The following is a 16,310-nucleotide window of genomic DNA, read 5'->3' as shown; positions in this document are numbered from 1 at the left end:
GGGTAAAGCATGCAATCGGGAGGCGTACTTGAACGAGGGACCAAAGCTTTTAAAAGAGCCTAGAGAAGGAGTTCCAGAAGTCATTGATACGCTTGAAGCATATAAAGATTATTGCAGCTTGTTGGCGGCAGGCTCCGGTCCTTTAGCTGCAGACGCTGAGCGAGCTTCCGGTTTTCGCTACAGTCATGAAGATTGGTTGATTCAGTTCAAACGCAAGGGTGCAGGAATTGGATTATTAGATCCTATAGAACTTACAAAACTTGGAGCTGATTGGAACGAATTTAACAAGGCAGTAGGGGATGTGCCTTGGATTATTCACGATTCGATGCAAGATTTGCCAGGATTTTTCGATATTGGTTTGCGCCCGCGTGCTTTATTTGATACTGAGATAGCGGCTAAATTACTTGGTAGAAAGCGCTTCGGTTTAAGCTCTGTAACTGAATATTATTTGGGTCTTACTCTTGCAAAAGAACATTCTGCAGCAGATTGGTCTTACCGCCCACTTCCTAGAGATTGGCGAAATTACGCAGCTTTAGATGTTGAATTACTTATTGAGCTAGAAGAAGTAATGCGCGTCGAACTTAAAAAGCAAGGTAAACTTTCTTGGGCGGAAGAAGAATTTAAACACTTACTTAGTAAGGGTGCACAAAAGAAAGCTCCGCATCCACGTCCATGGCTTAAAATATCGCATATTAGCGTACTTATGCACGATCGTGTTGGTTTAGTTATTGCGAAAGCATTGTGGCAAAAGCGAGATGCTTTAGCGCGTGAATATGATATTGCGCCAACTCTGCTACTTTCTGACGCTGCGATTATTGAAGCTGGTAAGCGTAAACCTAGTAATGCGCGTGCGTTTCGTGCTATTCGTTCTTTGAATGAGCGAGTGCGAATGCACACTGGCAGTGAGCAAGACAAAATGTTCGAGCGTTACGCTCCAATTCAGCGCAAAGTTAAACCATCTATTTGGAAAAACGTTATAGAGAATGCTATTTTGCGCGCTAAATCTGGTGAAACGGCTATGGATGATGTGCATCCAGTATTACCGAATGGAGCTATTCAACTTAATTCGCGCGAATCTCGTAAAACGAACGTACTTAAGTCAACAGATACTGACGAGTCGCAAGGTTCTAATGATTGTCAGGATTGCCATGATTTATCGGATTCGCAGTACTTGCAGGATATGCAAGATTCCCAAAGCGCTCCTAGATCTATGAAATATTGGCGAGAACATCACCCTAAGCGTTACGAGCGTTTACAAAGAGTAAAAGCTGAGTTAAATCAAATTTCTGAATACACTCATACTCCTGCAGAAATTATTATCAAACCACAGATTATTCGTAATCTTTGCTGGCATGATGATGCGCAAGATATTGATGTTAAAACATTCTTAAGTGAGCATGGTGCTCGCGAATGGCAAACCCGATTGGTAGCTGAGTCCGTAACTCGCGCTATCATGTAACGGTTGTGCCATACGGCAGAAGCTAGAAAAAACGTAATTTCAGGAGCGCAAGCGTGAAAATCAGCGTCAGGAATCTTGAGCCAACTAAAGTTAAGCTCACCATTACCGCAGATCTCGAAGACTTCAAGCCATTCTTGGAAGAAGCTCGTAAGGAGATTGCTAAGCAAATTAACGTGCCAGGTTTCCGTAAGGGACATGTGCCAGGCAAGATTGTAGATCAGCGCGTCGGTTTCGCAGCTGTTGCCGGCGAAGCCGTAAATTCCGCTGTACCAGAGCTTTATTCCAAGGCTTTGGAAGAAAAGAAGATTCGCCCAATGGATCAGCCAGAATTTGACGTTCAGGAAGTTCCAACGTCGACTGATGCAGATGCAAGTCTTAAGTTTGTAGCAACAGTTGAGCGTCGTCCAGATTTCAAGTTGAACAAGTTCAAGGGCGTTGAGATTGAAGTTGAGAAGCCAAAGGTTTCCGACAAGGATGTCAAGGAGCGCTTGGAAAGTCTCCGTCAGCGTTTTGCTACTTTGGTTGGTGTTGACCGTCCTGCAGCTAAGGGTGATTACACTAACATTGATTTGGAAGCTCGTATCGATGACGAAGTAGTTGATGCACAAGAGGGCGTAAGCTACGAAATCGGTTCCGGTGTGTTGCTTGACGGTTTGGATGAGGCTTTGGATAGCCTTTCTGCCGGCGAAGAAACCACCTTTGAAGGTACTCTCGAGTCCGGCAAGCATAAGGGCGAGAAGGCTCAGATCAAGGTTAAGGTTAATTCCGTAAAGACTCAGGAATTGCCAGAGCTTGATGATGATTTTGCTCAGGAAGCTTCTGAGTTTGATACTTTGAAGGATTTGAAGGCAGATATTCGCAAGGCTTGCGAGCAGGCTGCTGAAGGTCGTCAGGCAACTAATGCCCGTGACGCATTCCTTGTTAAGCTTCAAGAAGAAGTTGAAATTCCTGTGCCAAAGGGCGTTTTGGACAAGGCTGTTTCAGAGCATTTGAAGGGCATGACCCCTGATCCTGAAAAAGCTACCAAGAAGCAGAAGGACGAAGCGCAGCAGGCTGCTGAGAAGGAACTTCGCGACCAAATGGTTCTTGACGCTTTAGCTGAACAGATGGATGTGACTGTTTCCCAGGCTGACGTCACCAACTTCTTGGTTTCTGTTGCTCAGCAGTACGGTATGGATCCAAACCAGTTCATTAACGCAATCGTTAACAACGGTCAGCTTGGTTCTGCTGTGCAGGAAGTTGCTCGCTCTAAGGGCTTGCTTGCTGGTATGCGTGCTGTAAAGTTCGTTTCTGGCGGAGAAGCTCTTGACTTGAGTGCATTCTTGTCTGAGGATGATGACGAAGACGAAAGCGTGAAGGCTGCTTCTGCTGCTGCAGAAGTTGCTGACGAACTTTCTAAGTAGTATTTTTCAAATAAGAAAAAGTTTATACTTTCTCATATTCGCTAAAAACCCAGGGCTTTTGCTCTGGGTTTTTGTGTTGTTGTTATACTTTAAAGAAAGTGAAAAACAAATAAAATGAAAAACAAATAACATAAGGAAGGCTGCTGCTAATGGAAAAACGCAATTTGCAAATAGTAGGCAGTAAAAAACCTAGTAAATGTTTGAACTATGTTTTTACATGTTTACGATTAAGTCTTATTGCTTTTTTTGTTGCAGTTATGGCTGGGGTTGGTGCAATATTATTAACTCTGTTACTACATGCTGTGCAAAATGTAATGTTCGGATTTTCAGAATCTGCTCTTAAACCTTCGCCAGTTGGATTGCCAGTATTGCACTACGTTGCTGTTGTATTAATTGTCATATCTGTTGCTGCAATTATTTGGATGTGGTTATGGACAAAATCTTCTAATCGTATTGTCGATATAGCTCATGCTGTTCGTGGTCAATCAATGCCATGGCATACAACGATTATCCATGTATGTTTACAAATTTTTATAGTTGCTTCTGGCGCAAGTTTAGGTAGGGAAGTTGCGCCTCGAGAATTGGCTGCAATGCTTACTCAGAAGTTACTCTGCTTTATCCGAGTCAGTGAATTTCAAGCTCGCGTTTTGGTTGCAAGTGCTGCTGGTGCTGGTTTAGCTGGAGTTTATCGCGCTCCAATAGCGGGTGCGATTATGACGCTAGGTTTGGTTGCAATTCCACGTTTTTCTCATGACTCGAAATCTTCTTTAAAGCGTTTGAAATGGTATTGGTTTATACAAAAATTTAGTATTTTTGCTATTGCGTTATGTATAAGTGAAATTGCATCATTGACTACTATTTTTGTGCTTGGGTATGAGCCTTACTATTGTTTGTCAAGTCTTGATGACATCCATATTGTCAATACGACTGTGTTGCTGCTTGCAATTATAGTTGGCATTCCTTGTGGTATTGTTGGCACTCTTTTCCATGAGATGATTCGTTGGGCTCGCTCTAAGTGTGCTCGCAATTACCAAATTTTATATTTTTTGCCATTAATGGGCTTAGTAACAGGATTAGTTGCATCATGGAATCCAGCCATTATGGGCAATGGTCGAGCTTTAGCGCAATACGCATATAACATTGCAAAAACAAGTATTGCAATTGACAAAAACTCTTTGGTAACTTTGCTTCTACTGGTTGTTGCAAAAATAATTTTAACAAGTTGCACTCTTCGAGCTGGCGCAAGTGGTGGTGTGCTTCAGCCGAGTATGTCGTCTGGAGCTTGCGTAGGGCTGATTATAGGTTTTATAAGTATGAACATTCCAGTTGTTGGTGGCATGTTATCAAGTCAGCCCAAAATATTGGTAATAGCTGCTATTTTCGGTGCTGCAAGTCTGCTAACTGCAAGTCGAAAGTCATTGTGGTTTGCGCTTTTTTTGCTAGCACAATTAGTGAATTTGCCTATGATTATGATTATTCCAATGGTTGTTTCTTGTGCTGTATCTAGAAGCATAACGATGATACCAAAATTTTTAGCCGCAAATAATGTTTAAATTTTTTTAGTATAGAAAATACAATATATGCAAAATAAATGCGCCTATGCTAGTTCAGTATTAGCAAAGGCGCATTTGTTATTAGTAAATATTTTTTTAGTTATGTTGGTTATTTTAGTTATTTTTTAATTAATTATTAGAACTGAATTCTTTATCTGCAATAAAAGTTCCATCATCGTTTGAGAAGGAGAAATGTATGCGCACTGGTGCAATAATTTTTTCTTTCATTTCATCCGATGCTGATTGTGGCATCAAGTTCGAGAGGCTATCGCCGTATGTTTGCATTCCAGTCTTTAACGCTGTAATTTCTAAATCAGATAGGTGCTTTTTGAACTTTGCATTTATATTGAGCTGATCACCTTTAGTGGCAAACGTTATGTTGAATGGTGAGCTGCTAGTGGCATCATTAAATCCATTAGTGAGTTTTTTAGCTTCTTCTGAATGGCAATGTACGTATTCTTCAATATTTGCGCTTTTAGGTGCAGAGCAATTGTAATGTGGCTTAAGATTAGTTGAATTGTAATGTGGTTTTGAAATTACGTAGCCACCTACTGCAACTATTGCTACTACTATGACAACAATAAGCCAAGTGTATTTTGACTTATGAGCACTTGTATTTGTTGCATTTGGATAAGCGTTTGCAGGATAGTTGTTGACTGGTTGTTGATTATTCTGATATACGTTTGGTTGGTAACCATTATTTAGATTTACATTATTAGGGTAATTGTTGTTCTGGTATCCGTTATTTGGGTATACGTTGTTTTGATACTCATTGTTTTCATAACCATTGTTTGGGTAACCATTATTTAGATTTACATTATTAGGGTAATTGTTGTTCTGGTATCCGTTATTTGGGTATACGTTGTTTTGATACTCATTGTTTTCATAACCATTGTTTGGGTATCCGTTATTTGGATTTACATTATTTGGGTATGTATTATTTTGGTAACCATTATTTGGATACTCGTTATTTGGCATCGGAGCAGGCGAGTAGTTGTTATCTGGCAATTGGTTAGAATCCATAATTACTCCTTATAATGAATTGATAATCCGATAAAAATATACTCAATAATGCATACTAGTGTAGGATAATAAGTAAAAATTACATCTGTTGATATGAATAAAATTCTAGAAATTTGGTGTAAAACATTCAATTCAAATCATATTCGCAATATTTTCTATGTGGTCATGCGCACAAGGTAGTGTAGAAATAATTACGTGGTAACAAGGAGATATAGTGACTGAGCTTTTTACAGCTTCTCCTGTGATGGAACAGGCTGAAGCGTCTACATCAACTGATTCTATTTTTAATCGATTGCTAAAAGATCGCATTATTTGGTTGGGATCTGAAGTAAAAGACGAGAATGCCAATGTTATTTGCGCACAAATGTTAATGCTTGCTGCGGAAGACCCTAAGAAGGATATTTGGCTGTATATTAATTCGCCTGGAGGTTCAATTACTGCTGGTATGGCAATTTACGATACTATGCAATTAATTGAGCCAGATGTTGCGACTATTGCTGTTGGCATGGCTGCATCTATGGGTCAGTTCTTGCTTAGTTCTGGCACTCCTGGTAAGCGTTATATTACCTCGCATGCGCGTGTGCTTATGCATCAACCTTCTGGCGGTGTCGGTGGTACTGCTACAGATGTACGAATTAATGCAGAGCTTATTATGGATATGAAAAAAACGCTTTCTGAATTGACTGCAAAGCAGACTGGTCATACGGTAGAGGAAATTTACCGAGATAATGAATACGATCACTGGTTTACAGCTCAGCAAGCTTTGGAGTATGGTTTCGTAGATAAGATTGTGACCACTCCTGCTTCTATGCGCGGTGAGGAGTAATTATGGCAAGTGAAGAAGCAAAGTTTGTTGCGCGTGCCGAGCGTTTAGCTGGTTTTGGCGGTGTTACTTCTGCTCAGCGCATTACTAATCGTTACGTGTTGCCTCAGTTTGGCGAGCAAACTCCATACGGCATGAAAACTCAGGATCCTTACACTAAGCTGTTTGAAGATCGCATTATTTTCATGGGTGTGCAAGTAGATGACACTTCTGCTGATGACATTATGGCTCAGTTGCTTGTTTTAGAGAGCATGGATTCTGATCGCGATGTGATGATGTACATTAATTCACCTGGTGGTTCGATGACTGCTATGACTGCAATTTATGACACCATGCAGTACATTAATCCAGATGTTCAAACTGTTTGCTTGGGTCAGGCTGCTTCTGCTGCTGCTATTATTCTTGCTGCTGGAGCTGCTGGTAAGCGCATGATTTTACCAAATGCGCGTGTGCTTATTCATCAGCCTGCAATGGGCCAAGATTTTGGTAAAGCTACTGAAATTGAGCTTCAGGCTAAGGAAATGTTGCGTTTGCGTTCTTGGTTAGAATCAACTCTTGCAAAACATACTGGTCAAGATATTGAGCGTATTCGTAAAGATATTGAAGTTGATACTATTTTGACTGCTTCAGAAGCCAAAGCTTATGGAATGGTTGACGAAGTGCTTGAGCGTAGAGCATAATTCAATCTTTACAACTTAGCGGATATTTATCAATATTTGTATTTCTTAACAACAAACCCTGGTCGACACGCCGGGGTTTGTGTTTTAGTGCGGATAGTTGTATATTAGTTAAGTTGCCGGAAACAAGGACATGGTTCTTGAGGCTGGAAACATGCGCCAGTAGCCCAACGGATTAGAGCATCTGACTACGGATCAGAAGGTTGCAGGTTCGAATCCTGTCTGGCGCACAAATGAAACGTGAAGCTTTTGCTCCGCGTTTTTTTAATTCGTATGCAACTCGCTCGGTTTATGCCTCTCAGTTATACTTAAAAGTGCGAATCACATATTTTGCACTATAAAACGTTATAAACGTATAAACGCTATAAATGCTATAAATGCATTTAGTGGAGGAAATATTTACAATATGATACGACGCAGTTGGAGAATAGCTTGCAATATTGCAAATAATGAGCGAATTTCTGGATTAATTATGCTTGGTTTTGCTCTTACTGGCTTATTGCTTGCAAACATTCCTTTAACAGCGCCAATATTTGAAGCTATATCGCATACTCATGTAGGCATTCCGTGGACGAATATACATATGTCAATTGGCCATTGGGTGCAAGACGGCGTGCTTACTATTTTCTTCCTGTCAGTTGGTTTAGATTTAAAACACGAACTTATTGCTGGTTCGCTTTCTGATCCTCGTGCAGCTGCAATGCCAATGATTTGTGCTGTTGGTGGAATGATTGTGCCTCCTTTACTGTTTGTTGCTACAGTAACTGTATTTTCTGAATTGCATGCCGGGCAGGAGATTATGCGTCTTACTTCTGGCGCTTTACCTTCGCTTGATATGGTTCGTGACGGGTGGGCAATACCTACGGCAACGGATATAGCTTTCTCTCTTGCTGTTCTTGCTTTATTTGCAAAAACTTTGCCACATGCTTTGCGCGCATTTCTTATGACTCTTGCTACAGTAGACGATTTGCTTGGAATAGCACTTATTGCTGTGTTCTTCTCGTCTCTTAACGCATGGTATTGGTTTGCTGGAGTAGTTGCTTGTGGTTTGGTTTGGACTACTTTAGTGCGTTTAAAGCGTGTTCCGTGGCCGTTGGTTGTAATAGTAGGAATTATGGCATGGATTATGATGTATGAAGCTGGTGTGCATCCAACTTTAGCTGGAGTAATGGTGGGTTTGCTAACTCCGGCGCATTTAGTTCATGGTGAACAAACGCTTCGTGCTGAACGCTATCGTGAAAAAATTCAGCCTGTTTCTGCGCTGCTGGCTCTTCCAATTTTCGCTCTTTTTGCTACAGGAGTGCATTTTGAAACATTGACTTGGGAGTTGTTCTTCTCGCCAATTTTGATTGCTATCACTATTGCTCTTGTTGTTGGTAAACCTGTTGGAATTATGGTAACTGCTTGGATATCAAAGCGTGTTCTGGGCTTGAAAGTTCCTGATGGTCTTCGAGTAGTAGACTTAATGCCTACAGCATGTGCCTGTGGAATTGGTTTCACTGTTTCTCTTCTTATTGCTTCTCTTGCGTATTCTGACGCAGATTTGTCTGCTGAAGCACGTTTTGGCGTTCTTGTTGCTTCTATTATTGCTGCAGGAGTTTCTGGATTCTTACTTTCTATGCAATCAAAGCATATGGAAGAAGAATTAGATGAAGTTGAAGACTAATTTCAATTATTATTCTTAACATCTTTGCAAGTAAGTTTCTAATGGAGTAATTATGTCTAATAGTAAAGAGGATTTTTCAGTAGATGTTTCACCTTGGAATAACACGTATCATCGTGGTTCTGTTGTAATGCGCGGTTCTATGATTCCTAAGGAGAGCACTACAGAAACGCTTCTTCGTAACGATAACAATCAGCAGCTTGTTTCTGGAGTTGGTGTAGAAGTAGATAAAAGATGGGATTGGCGTAGTGCGGATCCGTGGCGTGCGCTTCGTATTCAAGCTGAGTTTGTTGATGGTTTTGACGCGCTTGCATCGTTAGGTAAAGCTGTTAGTATTTTTGGTTCTGCTCGAATAAAAGAAGATAATCCTGAGTATTCTTTAGCTCGTACTATGGGTTCAGAGCTTGCAATACGTGGTTTTGCTGTTATTACAGGTGGCGGTCCTGGAATTATGGAAGCTGCAAACCGTGGGGCTGCAGAAGCTGGTGGTACGTCTGTAGGATTGGGGATTGAGCTTCCTCATGAGCAGGGTTTGAATAAATGGATTAATCTTGGCATGCAATTTCGGTATTTTTTCGTACGCAAAACAATGTTTATGAAATATTCTTCTGGAATTATTGTGTGCCCTGGCGGTTTTGGCACAATGGATGAAATGTTTGAAGCTTTGACTTTAGTGCAAACGCATAAGGTTGCGCGCGTGCCTGTTGTTCTTTTTGGTACTTCGTACTGGAATGGTTTGATTGACTGGCTGAAGTCTACAGTAACTCAACGAGGTTTTATTTCTTCACTCGATCCGCACTTGTTTGCTGTTACAGACGACCCAATAGAGGCGGTGCGCATAGCATCTGGAATTGAATAATCTAAGAGTTTTTGCGTTCGTTTACAAGCGTTGTAAGCTGCCAAATTTCTTCGCCAATATCAATTCCGCGAGGGCATTGTCTTGAACATGCTCTAACTGACTGGCATGCGCTAATACCGTCACTGCCGTCTATTAGATCAAGGCGATGCTCTGTTGCATTGTCTCTGGAATCGTAAATAAAACGAGCCGCGTTAACCAATGCTGCAGGCCCAATAAAGGCTTCTCCGCCTGCATAAATTGGGCAAATTCCTTCGCAAGCACCGCACATAATGCAATTGCTCAAAAGCTCAAATTTTTTAAGTTCCTCAGGGTGTTGCAAAAACTCAATAAGCTGGAGTTTCCCTTCAGTATTTCTAGTAGAAACGTTAGATGCTTGCAAATAAGGTTCTAAGCGTTTTATTTGCGAAATCATAGGCGAAATATCGCAAATAAGATCTCGCTGAACTGCAAATCCTGAAAGTGGAGCAAGCTCAATAACACCAAAAGTGCCATTTTGCAAAGTGGTAGTTTCTTTAGATTTTTGCTGTAAAGTTAGCGATTTTTCCGACTGTGAGGAGCTGTTAGTAGTTCCAGTTTTTCTAAAGCCTCGAGATTGCACGCTATTTGTGCTTTCAGGACGTGCGTTTGCGCCAATAGTTGCACTGCATAGTAAGGTTGGCATGCCATTTACGTTTGCAGCGTCAGAACCGCAAACGCCGTGACCGCATGAGTAGCGGAAAGCTAAAGTTGGGTCGATTGTGCGTTTAATAGCTAGTAAACAGTCAAGAATAGTGTCAGTAGAATGAACGCGTAAACTGTAATCTTGAACCCAATGCTTACCTTGAATTCGTTTTGGAGAAGATTCGTAAGATTCGGAAGATTCACTGGATTCACTAGATTTTGAAGAATTATTTATGTTATTTTCTGAAGAATCTAGTTTTGCGAAAGGATTACTGCGCTTTCTACGTGCAAAAGGACTTTCTCTGCGCTTGCGCTCTGTCTGTTTACTGTTTGAATCATCCTCAGATTTATTACATGGAGTAAAGCGTGAAATACGCAAAGTAACAAGCGCAGTGTTATCACCAAGCTCATTACTCATTGCAAACCTCCAATACGTACTGTTCTAGTTTGCCACAATACTTGCACAGAAACATTTTTAGTACTTGGCGCATCCTCACGTTAGGCTTGAACTATGACTGACGCTTTATTTTTGCTTGATACTAATCACGATAATGCTCCTGTGCTTGCAGCAGGAATCGAAGAAGGGTGGACGATTGCGCTTCCATCTCAAGTAAAACGTCACGCTATATCCGCCATGCGGTTATCAGAAGGTGATGCTTTGCAACTTTCTGACGGCAAAGGCTTGCGCATTCACGCAAAGGTGACGGATGTAGAAAACGGCTTAGTTCGTGTAGAAGCGTTTACTAGGGAAGCTCCGCGAACGACTAGACTTGCGCTTGTTCAAGCTTTGGCAAAAACAGGGCACGATGAGCAAGCAATTGATATGGCTACGCAAATTGGCGTGGATGAAGTAATCCCTTGGTGTGCGGATCGTTCAATTGCAAAGTGGAAACCTGGTCGCGCAGATAAGCGTTGGAGCCAAGTTTTACAGTCTGCTACAGAGCAATCGCGCCGAGCATGGATGCCTGAACTTCAAGAATGTGTTTCAAGCAAGCAAATAGTTGCAATATGTAGGCGTGCGTGCGTTTACGGAAATCTCGTAATTGTATTGCATCAAGACGCAACTGATTGCTGGAATCAAATAGAGCAAGCAGTAAATACTCTTAGCGAGCGCTGTTTGGAGGATGGTAAAGAGCGCACTGTTTACGTTTTAGTTGGGCCAGAAGGTGGTATTAGTGATGACGAAGTGTCAATGTTTATTGATGCTGGTGCTAAAAGCTGTGTTTTAGGTAGCAATATTCTTCGCGCATCTACTGCAGGTCCTGTAGCTCTTTCTCTTCTTTCGCGCGCTTTAGGACGTTACGAATAATCGCATAAATTGTATCTAAAAGTGCTCATAATTGTGTAAAATAGTAAGAAGCATGTCGATCGCTTTTTGGCTTTTGGCGTTGATTTCATTTAGTAGCAAATAGGGGAGAAACCATGAGTGATATCACTTACAATACTGATGCTGATTGCATTTTTTGTAAAATTGTTGCTGGAGAAATACCGAGCAGCAGAGTTTATGAAGACGATTCGGTAGTTGCTTTTAAAGATATTAATCCGCAAGCAAAAGTGCATGTGCTGATTGTGCCGCGCAATCACTATAAGAATGTTGCTGAGCTTGCTAGTAAGGCTCCTGAAACTTTGGCTCATATTGCTGGTGTTGCGCAAAAAATTGCTGATGATGAATTCAACGGTGATTATCGACTCGTATTTAATACTGGTATTGATGCTGGTCAAACAGTGTTTCATGTTCATGCTCACGTATTGACTGGCGAAAAACTTGTAGAAGGTAGCTTGTAAACCGTGACGAAAAGTACTACGCGTTTTGTGCAAATTCCTAGCGAATTAAGCTCGGTTGCAGTTTTAGGTGCTGCAGATGCTGGTTTGCGTGAAGTAGAACATGCTTTTCCAGAAGCAGATATTACTGTGCGAGGCAAAGATGTTCAAATTGTTGCTCGTTCAGCTAGAGCAGATGAAGATGCAGCTAAAGCTGAGTATGCGTTTAGGCGCATGATTGATGCAGCTTACGAGCAACCTATGGATGCGTACGAAGTAAGACGCATGCTTGAGCGTGATATTTTGCATAACGATGAACACAATGTGCGTATAAACCGTATCGGTCATGATGGTGGAGTGCTTGGGAATAGTATTATTTCTTCGTCGTATGCAATTAGTAATTCTGTTTCGCGCGCTGAAAATGAGTTTTCAAGAGATTCAAGTGAGCTGTTGCCTTCTAGCGAAGAAGCGCATCGCCGTGCTATGAGCAGAAGAGCTCGAATGAGTAAAGGCGTGATTACGTTTGCTGGAGGAAATCCTGTTCGCGCAAAAACTGCTGGACAAACAGCGTACGTGCAAGCAATGGATTGCAATATTGTAACGTTTGGAATTGGTCCTGCTGGCACTGGAAAAACGTATTTAGCAGTTGCTAAAGCTGTTCGTGCATTGGAAGATGGAAGAGTCCGCAGAATTGTTCTTACTCGTCCTGCTGTTGAAGCTGGCGAAAACTTAGGATTCTTGCCTGGTACTTTAAACGATAAGGTTGATCCATATTTGCGTCCACTCTATGATGCACTTTCTGATATGCTTGGATCTGCACAATTAAAACGCTATCTTGACGAGAATGTTGTTGAAGTTGCTCCTCTTGCTTATATGCGAGGGCGCACATTAAACGATGCTTTTGTTATTCTTGATGAAGCGCAAAATGCGACTGTTCAGCAATTAAAAATGTTCCTGACTCGACTCGGTTTTAATACAACCATGGTGATTACAGGAGATAGCACGCAGGTTGATTTAGCAGTTGTGCGTTCTGGTCTTGTTTCTATTGAGAAGATTTTGGGCGAAGTTAAAGATATTGCTTTTGTGCATTTGCAAGCAGAAGACGTTGTGCGTCATGCTTTGGTTGGTCGTATTGTGGAAGCATACGAAAATTACGATGCAATGCTTGAACATAAAAAACGTGAACGTACTAAAGAATCTACTGAGAGGAATAACAGATAAATCATGAGCATTGAAGTCATGAATGAAACAGTGTGGAATATTGACGCTAAAATCTTCTCAGATCTTGGAATGTGGGTTCTTCAACAAATGAAAGTAAGTACGCATTCGGATTTATCGATTACTTTTGTTGATCCAGAGCCAATTGCCTGTTTGCATGAACGTTGGATGAACCTAGAAGGCCCAACGGATGTTATGAGTTTTCCAATGGACGAGCTTACTCCTGGAAGCGATGAAAAAGTTTCTGAAGGAATGCTTGGAGACTTGGTGATTTGCCCGTGGGTTGCTCAACAGCAGGCGCTCGCAGCTGGGCACAGTACTATGGAAGAAATGTTGTTGCTAACTATTCACGGTATTTTGCATTTGCTTGGCTATGATCACACTACTCCGGAAGAAGAAAAGCAAATGTTTGGTTTGCAACGTCAACTAATGCTTACTTTTTTCGCTGCTCGATCTGGAGAATTGTATGATGCTACGTTGCCGGAAGGTGCAATAAACGAGCTTGAGCGTTACGATGCTGAGCATGAAGCGAGTAGCGTCAAAAATAAAAATAAAAATAAAAAACAGCATTAAAGCGCATTAAGAGCATAATTATGGAATATATTAAACGAATATTTTCTAGCATATCAGTTCCGCAATTGCCGTTGCATGTCTGGATTGGTTTAGCCGCATTGCTTGTGCTGGCAATGCTGCTTGTATGGCTTTCGCTTGCGATGGCTGCTGCAGAAGGTGCAGTGCCTAGAGTTACTCGTGCAAGCTTAAATAATCTTATGATTGAAGCGCAAACGCATGATGATGAAACTAGTGCCATAGTGCGTATGCGTCGAATTGCTAGAATCCATCGTGTAAAAAAACTGATTGCTGACCGTTATACAACTTCTGGAGCATGCGCTTTTGTGCGTGTGCTATGTAACGTTTTAGATGGAGTTTTGTTTGCTTCTTTAGCTGCATTTTTCGGCTCGCCTCTATGGGTAACTCTTATTATTGGTGTTGTTGTTTCAGTAGTTGTAGCTGTGATTTCTATTCTTGTTCGCCCACGTTCGGTTGGTGCGGCTCAACCTGTAGCAAAGTTGATGCGGCTTTCTCGCATTGTGTCTATTGCTATTGCGATTAATCCTTTAGTGCATATTGCTAGCGATGTTGACGTCACTTCTAGGAAAAAGCATGTTGATCCGTCAGATGATGAAGCTTTGGAAGATATTCAGCTGGATCAAGCAAAGGCTAGTATTGACCGACTTGTTGAAGCGAATGATTTCGATCCGGAAGTTTCGGAAATGATGCGCAATGTGCTCACGCTTTCAGATACTTTGACTCGCGAAATAATGGTACCTAGAACCGATATGATTTGCGTAAAAAGCGACGAAACGCTGGAAAATTTCCTTAAATTATGCTCTCGCTCAGGATTTTCTCGAGTTCCCGTCATTGGAGATTCTGTAGATGATTTAGTAGGTGTTGCTTATTTGAAGGATGCTGTACGCGCTACTGTGTTTAATCCTGCAGCATCTTCTAGAGCAGTTGAAACAATTAGCCGAGACCCTATGCTTGTTCCTGAGTCGAAGCCGGTTGACGATTTATTCCACGAAATGCAGCGAATTCGCCAGCATGTGGCAGTAGTGGTTGACGAATATGGTGGAATTGCTGGTTTGGTTACTATTGAGGATGCTATTGAGCAAATTGTTGGCGAGTTGGAAGATGAGCACGATCGCACTCAGCATGCAGATCCGGAAGAAATACGTGACGGCGTGTGGAAGATGCCTGCTCGAACGTCAATCGCAGATTTGGAAGATATTTTTGAAGTTCATATTGACGAAGACGATGTGGATACTGTGTTTGGTTTGCTTACGAAGTTGATTGGTAATGTGCCGATTGTTGGTTCCAGTGCTATTACAAGAGGACTAAAATTAACTGCTGTAGATTCAGCTGGTAGGCGAAAGAAAGTATCTACTATTTTAGTAGAACGAGATGCGCAAGTTTTGGAAGAGTCTAAGGATAATCAAAATGACATTAGCTCTTCCGAAAAATCTGCTGAAAGCAAACAAACCAATGCTTTGAAGCAAGCTAGTACTATGAAACAAACGAATATGCTGAAATAAAGAACTGGACGGTAAGAATAACGTGAATAATATTAACAACTTTGACGATACTGATGACTTCGATGACACTGATGACTTTGACGACGAGATGTTTGCAAATCTAGACGCTTCAACTTGCGCAACGATTTCTACTCCTGATTTTCACGGTTATCGTTCCGGTTTCGTAGCTGTAGTTGGTAGACCAAACGTTGGTAAGTCTACGCTTATGAATGCTCTTATTGGTACGCAAATTGCTATTGCGTCTTCTCGTCCGGAAACTACGCGTAAGGCTATTCGAGGGATTGTTACTACCGATAATGCACAAATGGTGTTGGTTGATACTCCTGGTATTCACCGTCCTCGTACGCTTCTTGGTCAGCGTTTGAACGATATTGTTGACGAGTCGCTTGCAGATGTTGACGCGATTGCATTTTTGCTCCCAGCAGACCAGGAAATAGGACCAGGAGATAGGCGAATTTTAAGCCGTCTTCGCTCTGATTTTGCTAAAAAAGATGAGAAGGGCAATTGGACTTGGAAAGTTCCGCTTATCGGTATTGTTACGAAAATCGATACGCTTAGTCGCAGTGAGTTAGTTACGCATTTGCTTCAAATTCAGCAGTTTGCTGATTTTACGGATATTGTGCCTGTGAGTGCGTTGGAACGTGACAATGTTGACGAAGTTAAGAATGTTTTGATTCAAAACTTGCCGGAAGGTCCGCAAATGTATCCGGCGGATCAGCTTAGTGAGGAAAGCACAGAAAGCATGATTTCGGAGCTTATTCGCGGCGCATTTTTGGAAGAGTTGGACGACGAGTTGCCTCATTCTTTAGCTGTTGTAGTTGACGATATTGTGTATCCGGGGGATGGCGAAGATACTCAATACGAAGACAACAAAGCGCATGTGCTTGTATCTGTTTATGTTGAGCGTGATTCTCAAAAGCCGATTATTATTGGTCATCGTGCGGAGCATTTAGTGCGCGTAAAGAAGCGTTTGCGCACGGCGGTAAATCGTATTACTGGAACAAAAGCTGTGCTTGAATTGCACGTGAAAGTTGCAAAAGGATGGCAGAGCGACCCTAAGAAGCTTGAGCGTTTAGGGTTCTAGTAGAGCATATTTTGCTTATTTCGATATTATTGGA

At 41.6% G+C, this 16,310-nt stretch carries 14 protein-coding genes, 1 tRNA gene and 1 pseudogene; 14 read left to right on the top strand and 2 right to left on the bottom strand.

Annotated elements, in window-relative coordinates:
* The first annotated feature begins 28 nt into the window (after positions 1 to 28).
* The 3 genes from HXT57_RS04115 to HXT57_RS04105 all read left to right on the top strand — a co-directional run bounded on the left by HXT57_RS04115 (position 29) and on the right by HXT57_RS04105 (position 4,415).
* Positions 29 to 1,459 carry an HRDC domain-containing protein gene (locus tag HXT57_RS04115; protein WP_004108696.1) on the top strand — a complete coding sequence of 477 codons (1,431 nt, stop codon included), beginning with the start codon at positions 29 to 31 and terminating at the stop codon, positions 1,457 to 1,459.
* Between the two features lie 53 nt (positions 1,460 to 1,512).
* Complete coding sequence (gene tig / locus HXT57_RS04110; RefSeq protein WP_012914242.1) at positions 1,513 to 2,862, top strand: trigger factor; 1,350 nt, start codon at positions 1,513 to 1,515, stop codon at positions 2,860 to 2,862.
* A gap of 257 nt (positions 2,863 to 3,119) precedes the next feature.
* The gene (locus tag HXT57_RS04105) at positions 3,120 to 4,415 is read left to right on the top strand and encodes a chloride channel protein (RefSeq protein ID WP_415697885.1); all 1,296 of its coding nucleotides are present in this window, start codon (positions 3,120 to 3,122) and stop codon (positions 4,413 to 4,415) included.
* 129 nt (positions 4,416 to 4,544) lie between these two features.
* Here HXT57_RS04105 and HXT57_RS04100 read toward each other — a convergent pair whose 3' ends face one another.
* Positions 4,545 to 5,438 (bottom strand): hypothetical protein, encoded by an 894-nt coding sequence (locus HXT57_RS04100; RefSeq protein ID WP_415693718.1) that lies wholly within the window; start codon positions 5,436 to 5,438, stop codon positions 4,545 to 4,547.
* A gap of 214 nt (positions 5,439 to 5,652) precedes the next feature.
* Between HXT57_RS04100 and HXT57_RS04095 the strand changes: the two genes are divergently transcribed.
* The 5 genes and pseudogenes from HXT57_RS04095 (at position 5,653) to HXT57_RS04075 (ending at position 9,460) form a co-directional block, all read left to right on the top strand.
* A complete protein-coding gene (locus tag HXT57_RS04095) occupies positions 5,653 to 6,264 on the top strand; it encodes an ATP-dependent Clp protease proteolytic subunit (RefSeq protein WP_004108703.1) in 612 nt (203 codons plus the stop codon).
* 2 nt (positions 6,265 to 6,266) lie between these two features.
* Complete coding sequence (locus tag HXT57_RS04090; RefSeq protein WP_004108705.1) at positions 6,267 to 6,941, top strand: ATP-dependent Clp protease proteolytic subunit; 675 nt, start codon at positions 6,267 to 6,269, stop codon at positions 6,939 to 6,941.
* 153 nt (positions 6,942 to 7,094) lie between these two features.
* Positions 7,095 to 7,168, top strand: a tRNA-Arg gene (locus HXT57_RS04085).
* 176 nt (positions 7,169 to 7,344) lie between these two features.
* Positions 7,345 to 8,583, top strand: a pseudogene (locus tag HXT57_RS04080) (Na+/H+ antiporter NhaA); the annotation flags it as partial.
* Between the two features lie 73 nt (positions 8,584 to 8,656).
* Complete coding sequence (locus tag HXT57_RS04075; RefSeq protein WP_116431655.1) at positions 8,657 to 9,460, top strand: TIGR00730 family Rossman fold protein; 804 nt, start codon at positions 8,657 to 8,659, stop codon at positions 9,458 to 9,460.
* 1 nt (position 9,461) lies between these two features.
* On the opposite strand, the gene HXT57_RS04070 is transcribed toward HXT57_RS04075, so the two are convergent.
* Positions 9,462 to 10,538, bottom strand: coding sequence for a succinate dehydrogenase/fumarate reductase iron-sulfur subunit (locus HXT57_RS04070; protein ID WP_116431656.1), 1,077 nt, complete (start codon positions 10,536 to 10,538; stop codon positions 9,462 to 9,464).
* Positions 10,539 to 10,631: 93 nt separating this feature from the next.
* On the opposite strand from HXT57_RS04070, the gene HXT57_RS04065 reads away from it, so the two are divergent.
* From HXT57_RS04065 to era, 6 genes are all read left to right on the top strand, one after another.
* Positions 10,632 to 11,429: a 16S rRNA (uracil(1498)-N(3))-methyltransferase gene (locus tag HXT57_RS04065; protein WP_116431657.1), complete on the top strand. Its 798-nt coding sequence runs from the start codon at positions 10,632 to 10,634 to the stop codon at positions 11,427 to 11,429.
* Positions 11,430 to 11,542: 113 nt separating this feature from the next.
* Positions 11,543 to 11,905 carry a histidine triad nucleotide-binding protein gene (locus tag HXT57_RS04060; RefSeq protein WP_004106318.1) on the top strand — a complete coding sequence of 121 codons (363 nt, stop codon included), beginning with the start codon at positions 11,543 to 11,545 and terminating at the stop codon, positions 11,903 to 11,905.
* 3 nt (positions 11,906 to 11,908) lie between these two features.
* Entirely contained in the window at positions 11,909 to 13,102 is a 1,194-nt protein-coding gene (locus HXT57_RS04055) for a PhoH family protein (RefSeq protein WP_076002904.1), read from the top strand.
* 3 nt (positions 13,103 to 13,105) lie between these two features.
* Complete coding sequence (gene ybeY / locus HXT57_RS04050) at positions 13,106 to 13,672, top strand: rRNA maturation RNase YbeY (protein WP_004108739.1); 567 nt, start codon at positions 13,106 to 13,108, stop codon at positions 13,670 to 13,672.
* Between the two features lie 20 nt (positions 13,673 to 13,692).
* Positions 13,693 to 15,192 carry a hemolysin family protein gene (locus tag HXT57_RS04045; protein WP_004108742.1) on the top strand — a complete coding sequence of 500 codons (1,500 nt, stop codon included), beginning with the start codon at positions 13,693 to 13,695 and terminating at the stop codon, positions 15,190 to 15,192.
* 22 nt (positions 15,193 to 15,214) lie between these two features.
* Positions 15,215 to 16,276 (top strand): GTPase Era, encoded by a 1,062-nt coding sequence (era, locus tag HXT57_RS04040; RefSeq protein ID WP_004108744.1) that lies wholly within the window; start codon positions 15,215 to 15,217, stop codon positions 16,274 to 16,276.
* Positions 16,277 to 16,310 lie beyond the last annotated feature (34 nt).

The sequence above is a fragment of the Gardnerella sp. KA00771 genome, from assembly GCF_049244045.1.
In the GTDB taxonomy this organism is placed as follows: Bacteria; Actinomycetota; Actinomycetes; order Actinomycetales; family Bifidobacteriaceae; genus Bifidobacterium; species Bifidobacterium swidsinskii.
This window is presented reverse-complemented; position numbering and strand designations above follow the sequence as displayed.

Excerpts from the sequence above, each read along its gene's own strand:
- HXT57_RS04100 (WP_415693718.1), bottom strand. The coding sequence starts at position 5,438 with ATGGATTCTAACCAATTGCCAGATAACAACTACTCGCCTGCTCCGATG.
- HXT57_RS04070 (WP_116431656.1), bottom strand. The coding sequence starts at position 10,538 with ATGAGTAATGAGCTTGGTGATAACACTGCGCTTGTTACTTTGCGTATT.
- HXT57_RS04045 (WP_004108742.1), top strand. The coding sequence starts at position 13,693 with ATGGAATATATTAAACGAATATTTTCTAGCATATCAGTTCCGCAATTG.
- HXT57_RS04105 (WP_415697885.1), top strand. The coding sequence starts at position 3,120 with ATGGCTGGGGTTGGTGCAATATTATTAACTCTGTTACTACATGCTGTG.
- HXT57_RS04090 (WP_004108705.1), top strand. The coding sequence starts at position 6,267 with ATGGCAAGTGAAGAAGCAAAGTTTGTTGCGCGTGCCGAGCGTTTAGCT.
- HXT57_RS04060 (WP_004106318.1), top strand. The coding sequence starts at position 11,543 with ATGAGTGATATCACTTACAATACTGATGCTGATTGCATTTTTTGTAAA.
- HXT57_RS04075 (WP_116431655.1), top strand. The coding sequence starts at position 8,657 with ATGTCTAATAGTAAAGAGGATTTTTCAGTAGATGTTTCACCTTGGAAT.
- HXT57_RS04065 (WP_116431657.1), top strand. The coding sequence starts at position 10,632 with ATGACTGACGCTTTATTTTTGCTTGATACTAATCACGATAATGCTCCT.
- ybeY (WP_004108739.1), top strand. The coding sequence starts at position 13,106 with ATGAGCATTGAAGTCATGAATGAAACAGTGTGGAATATTGACGCTAAA.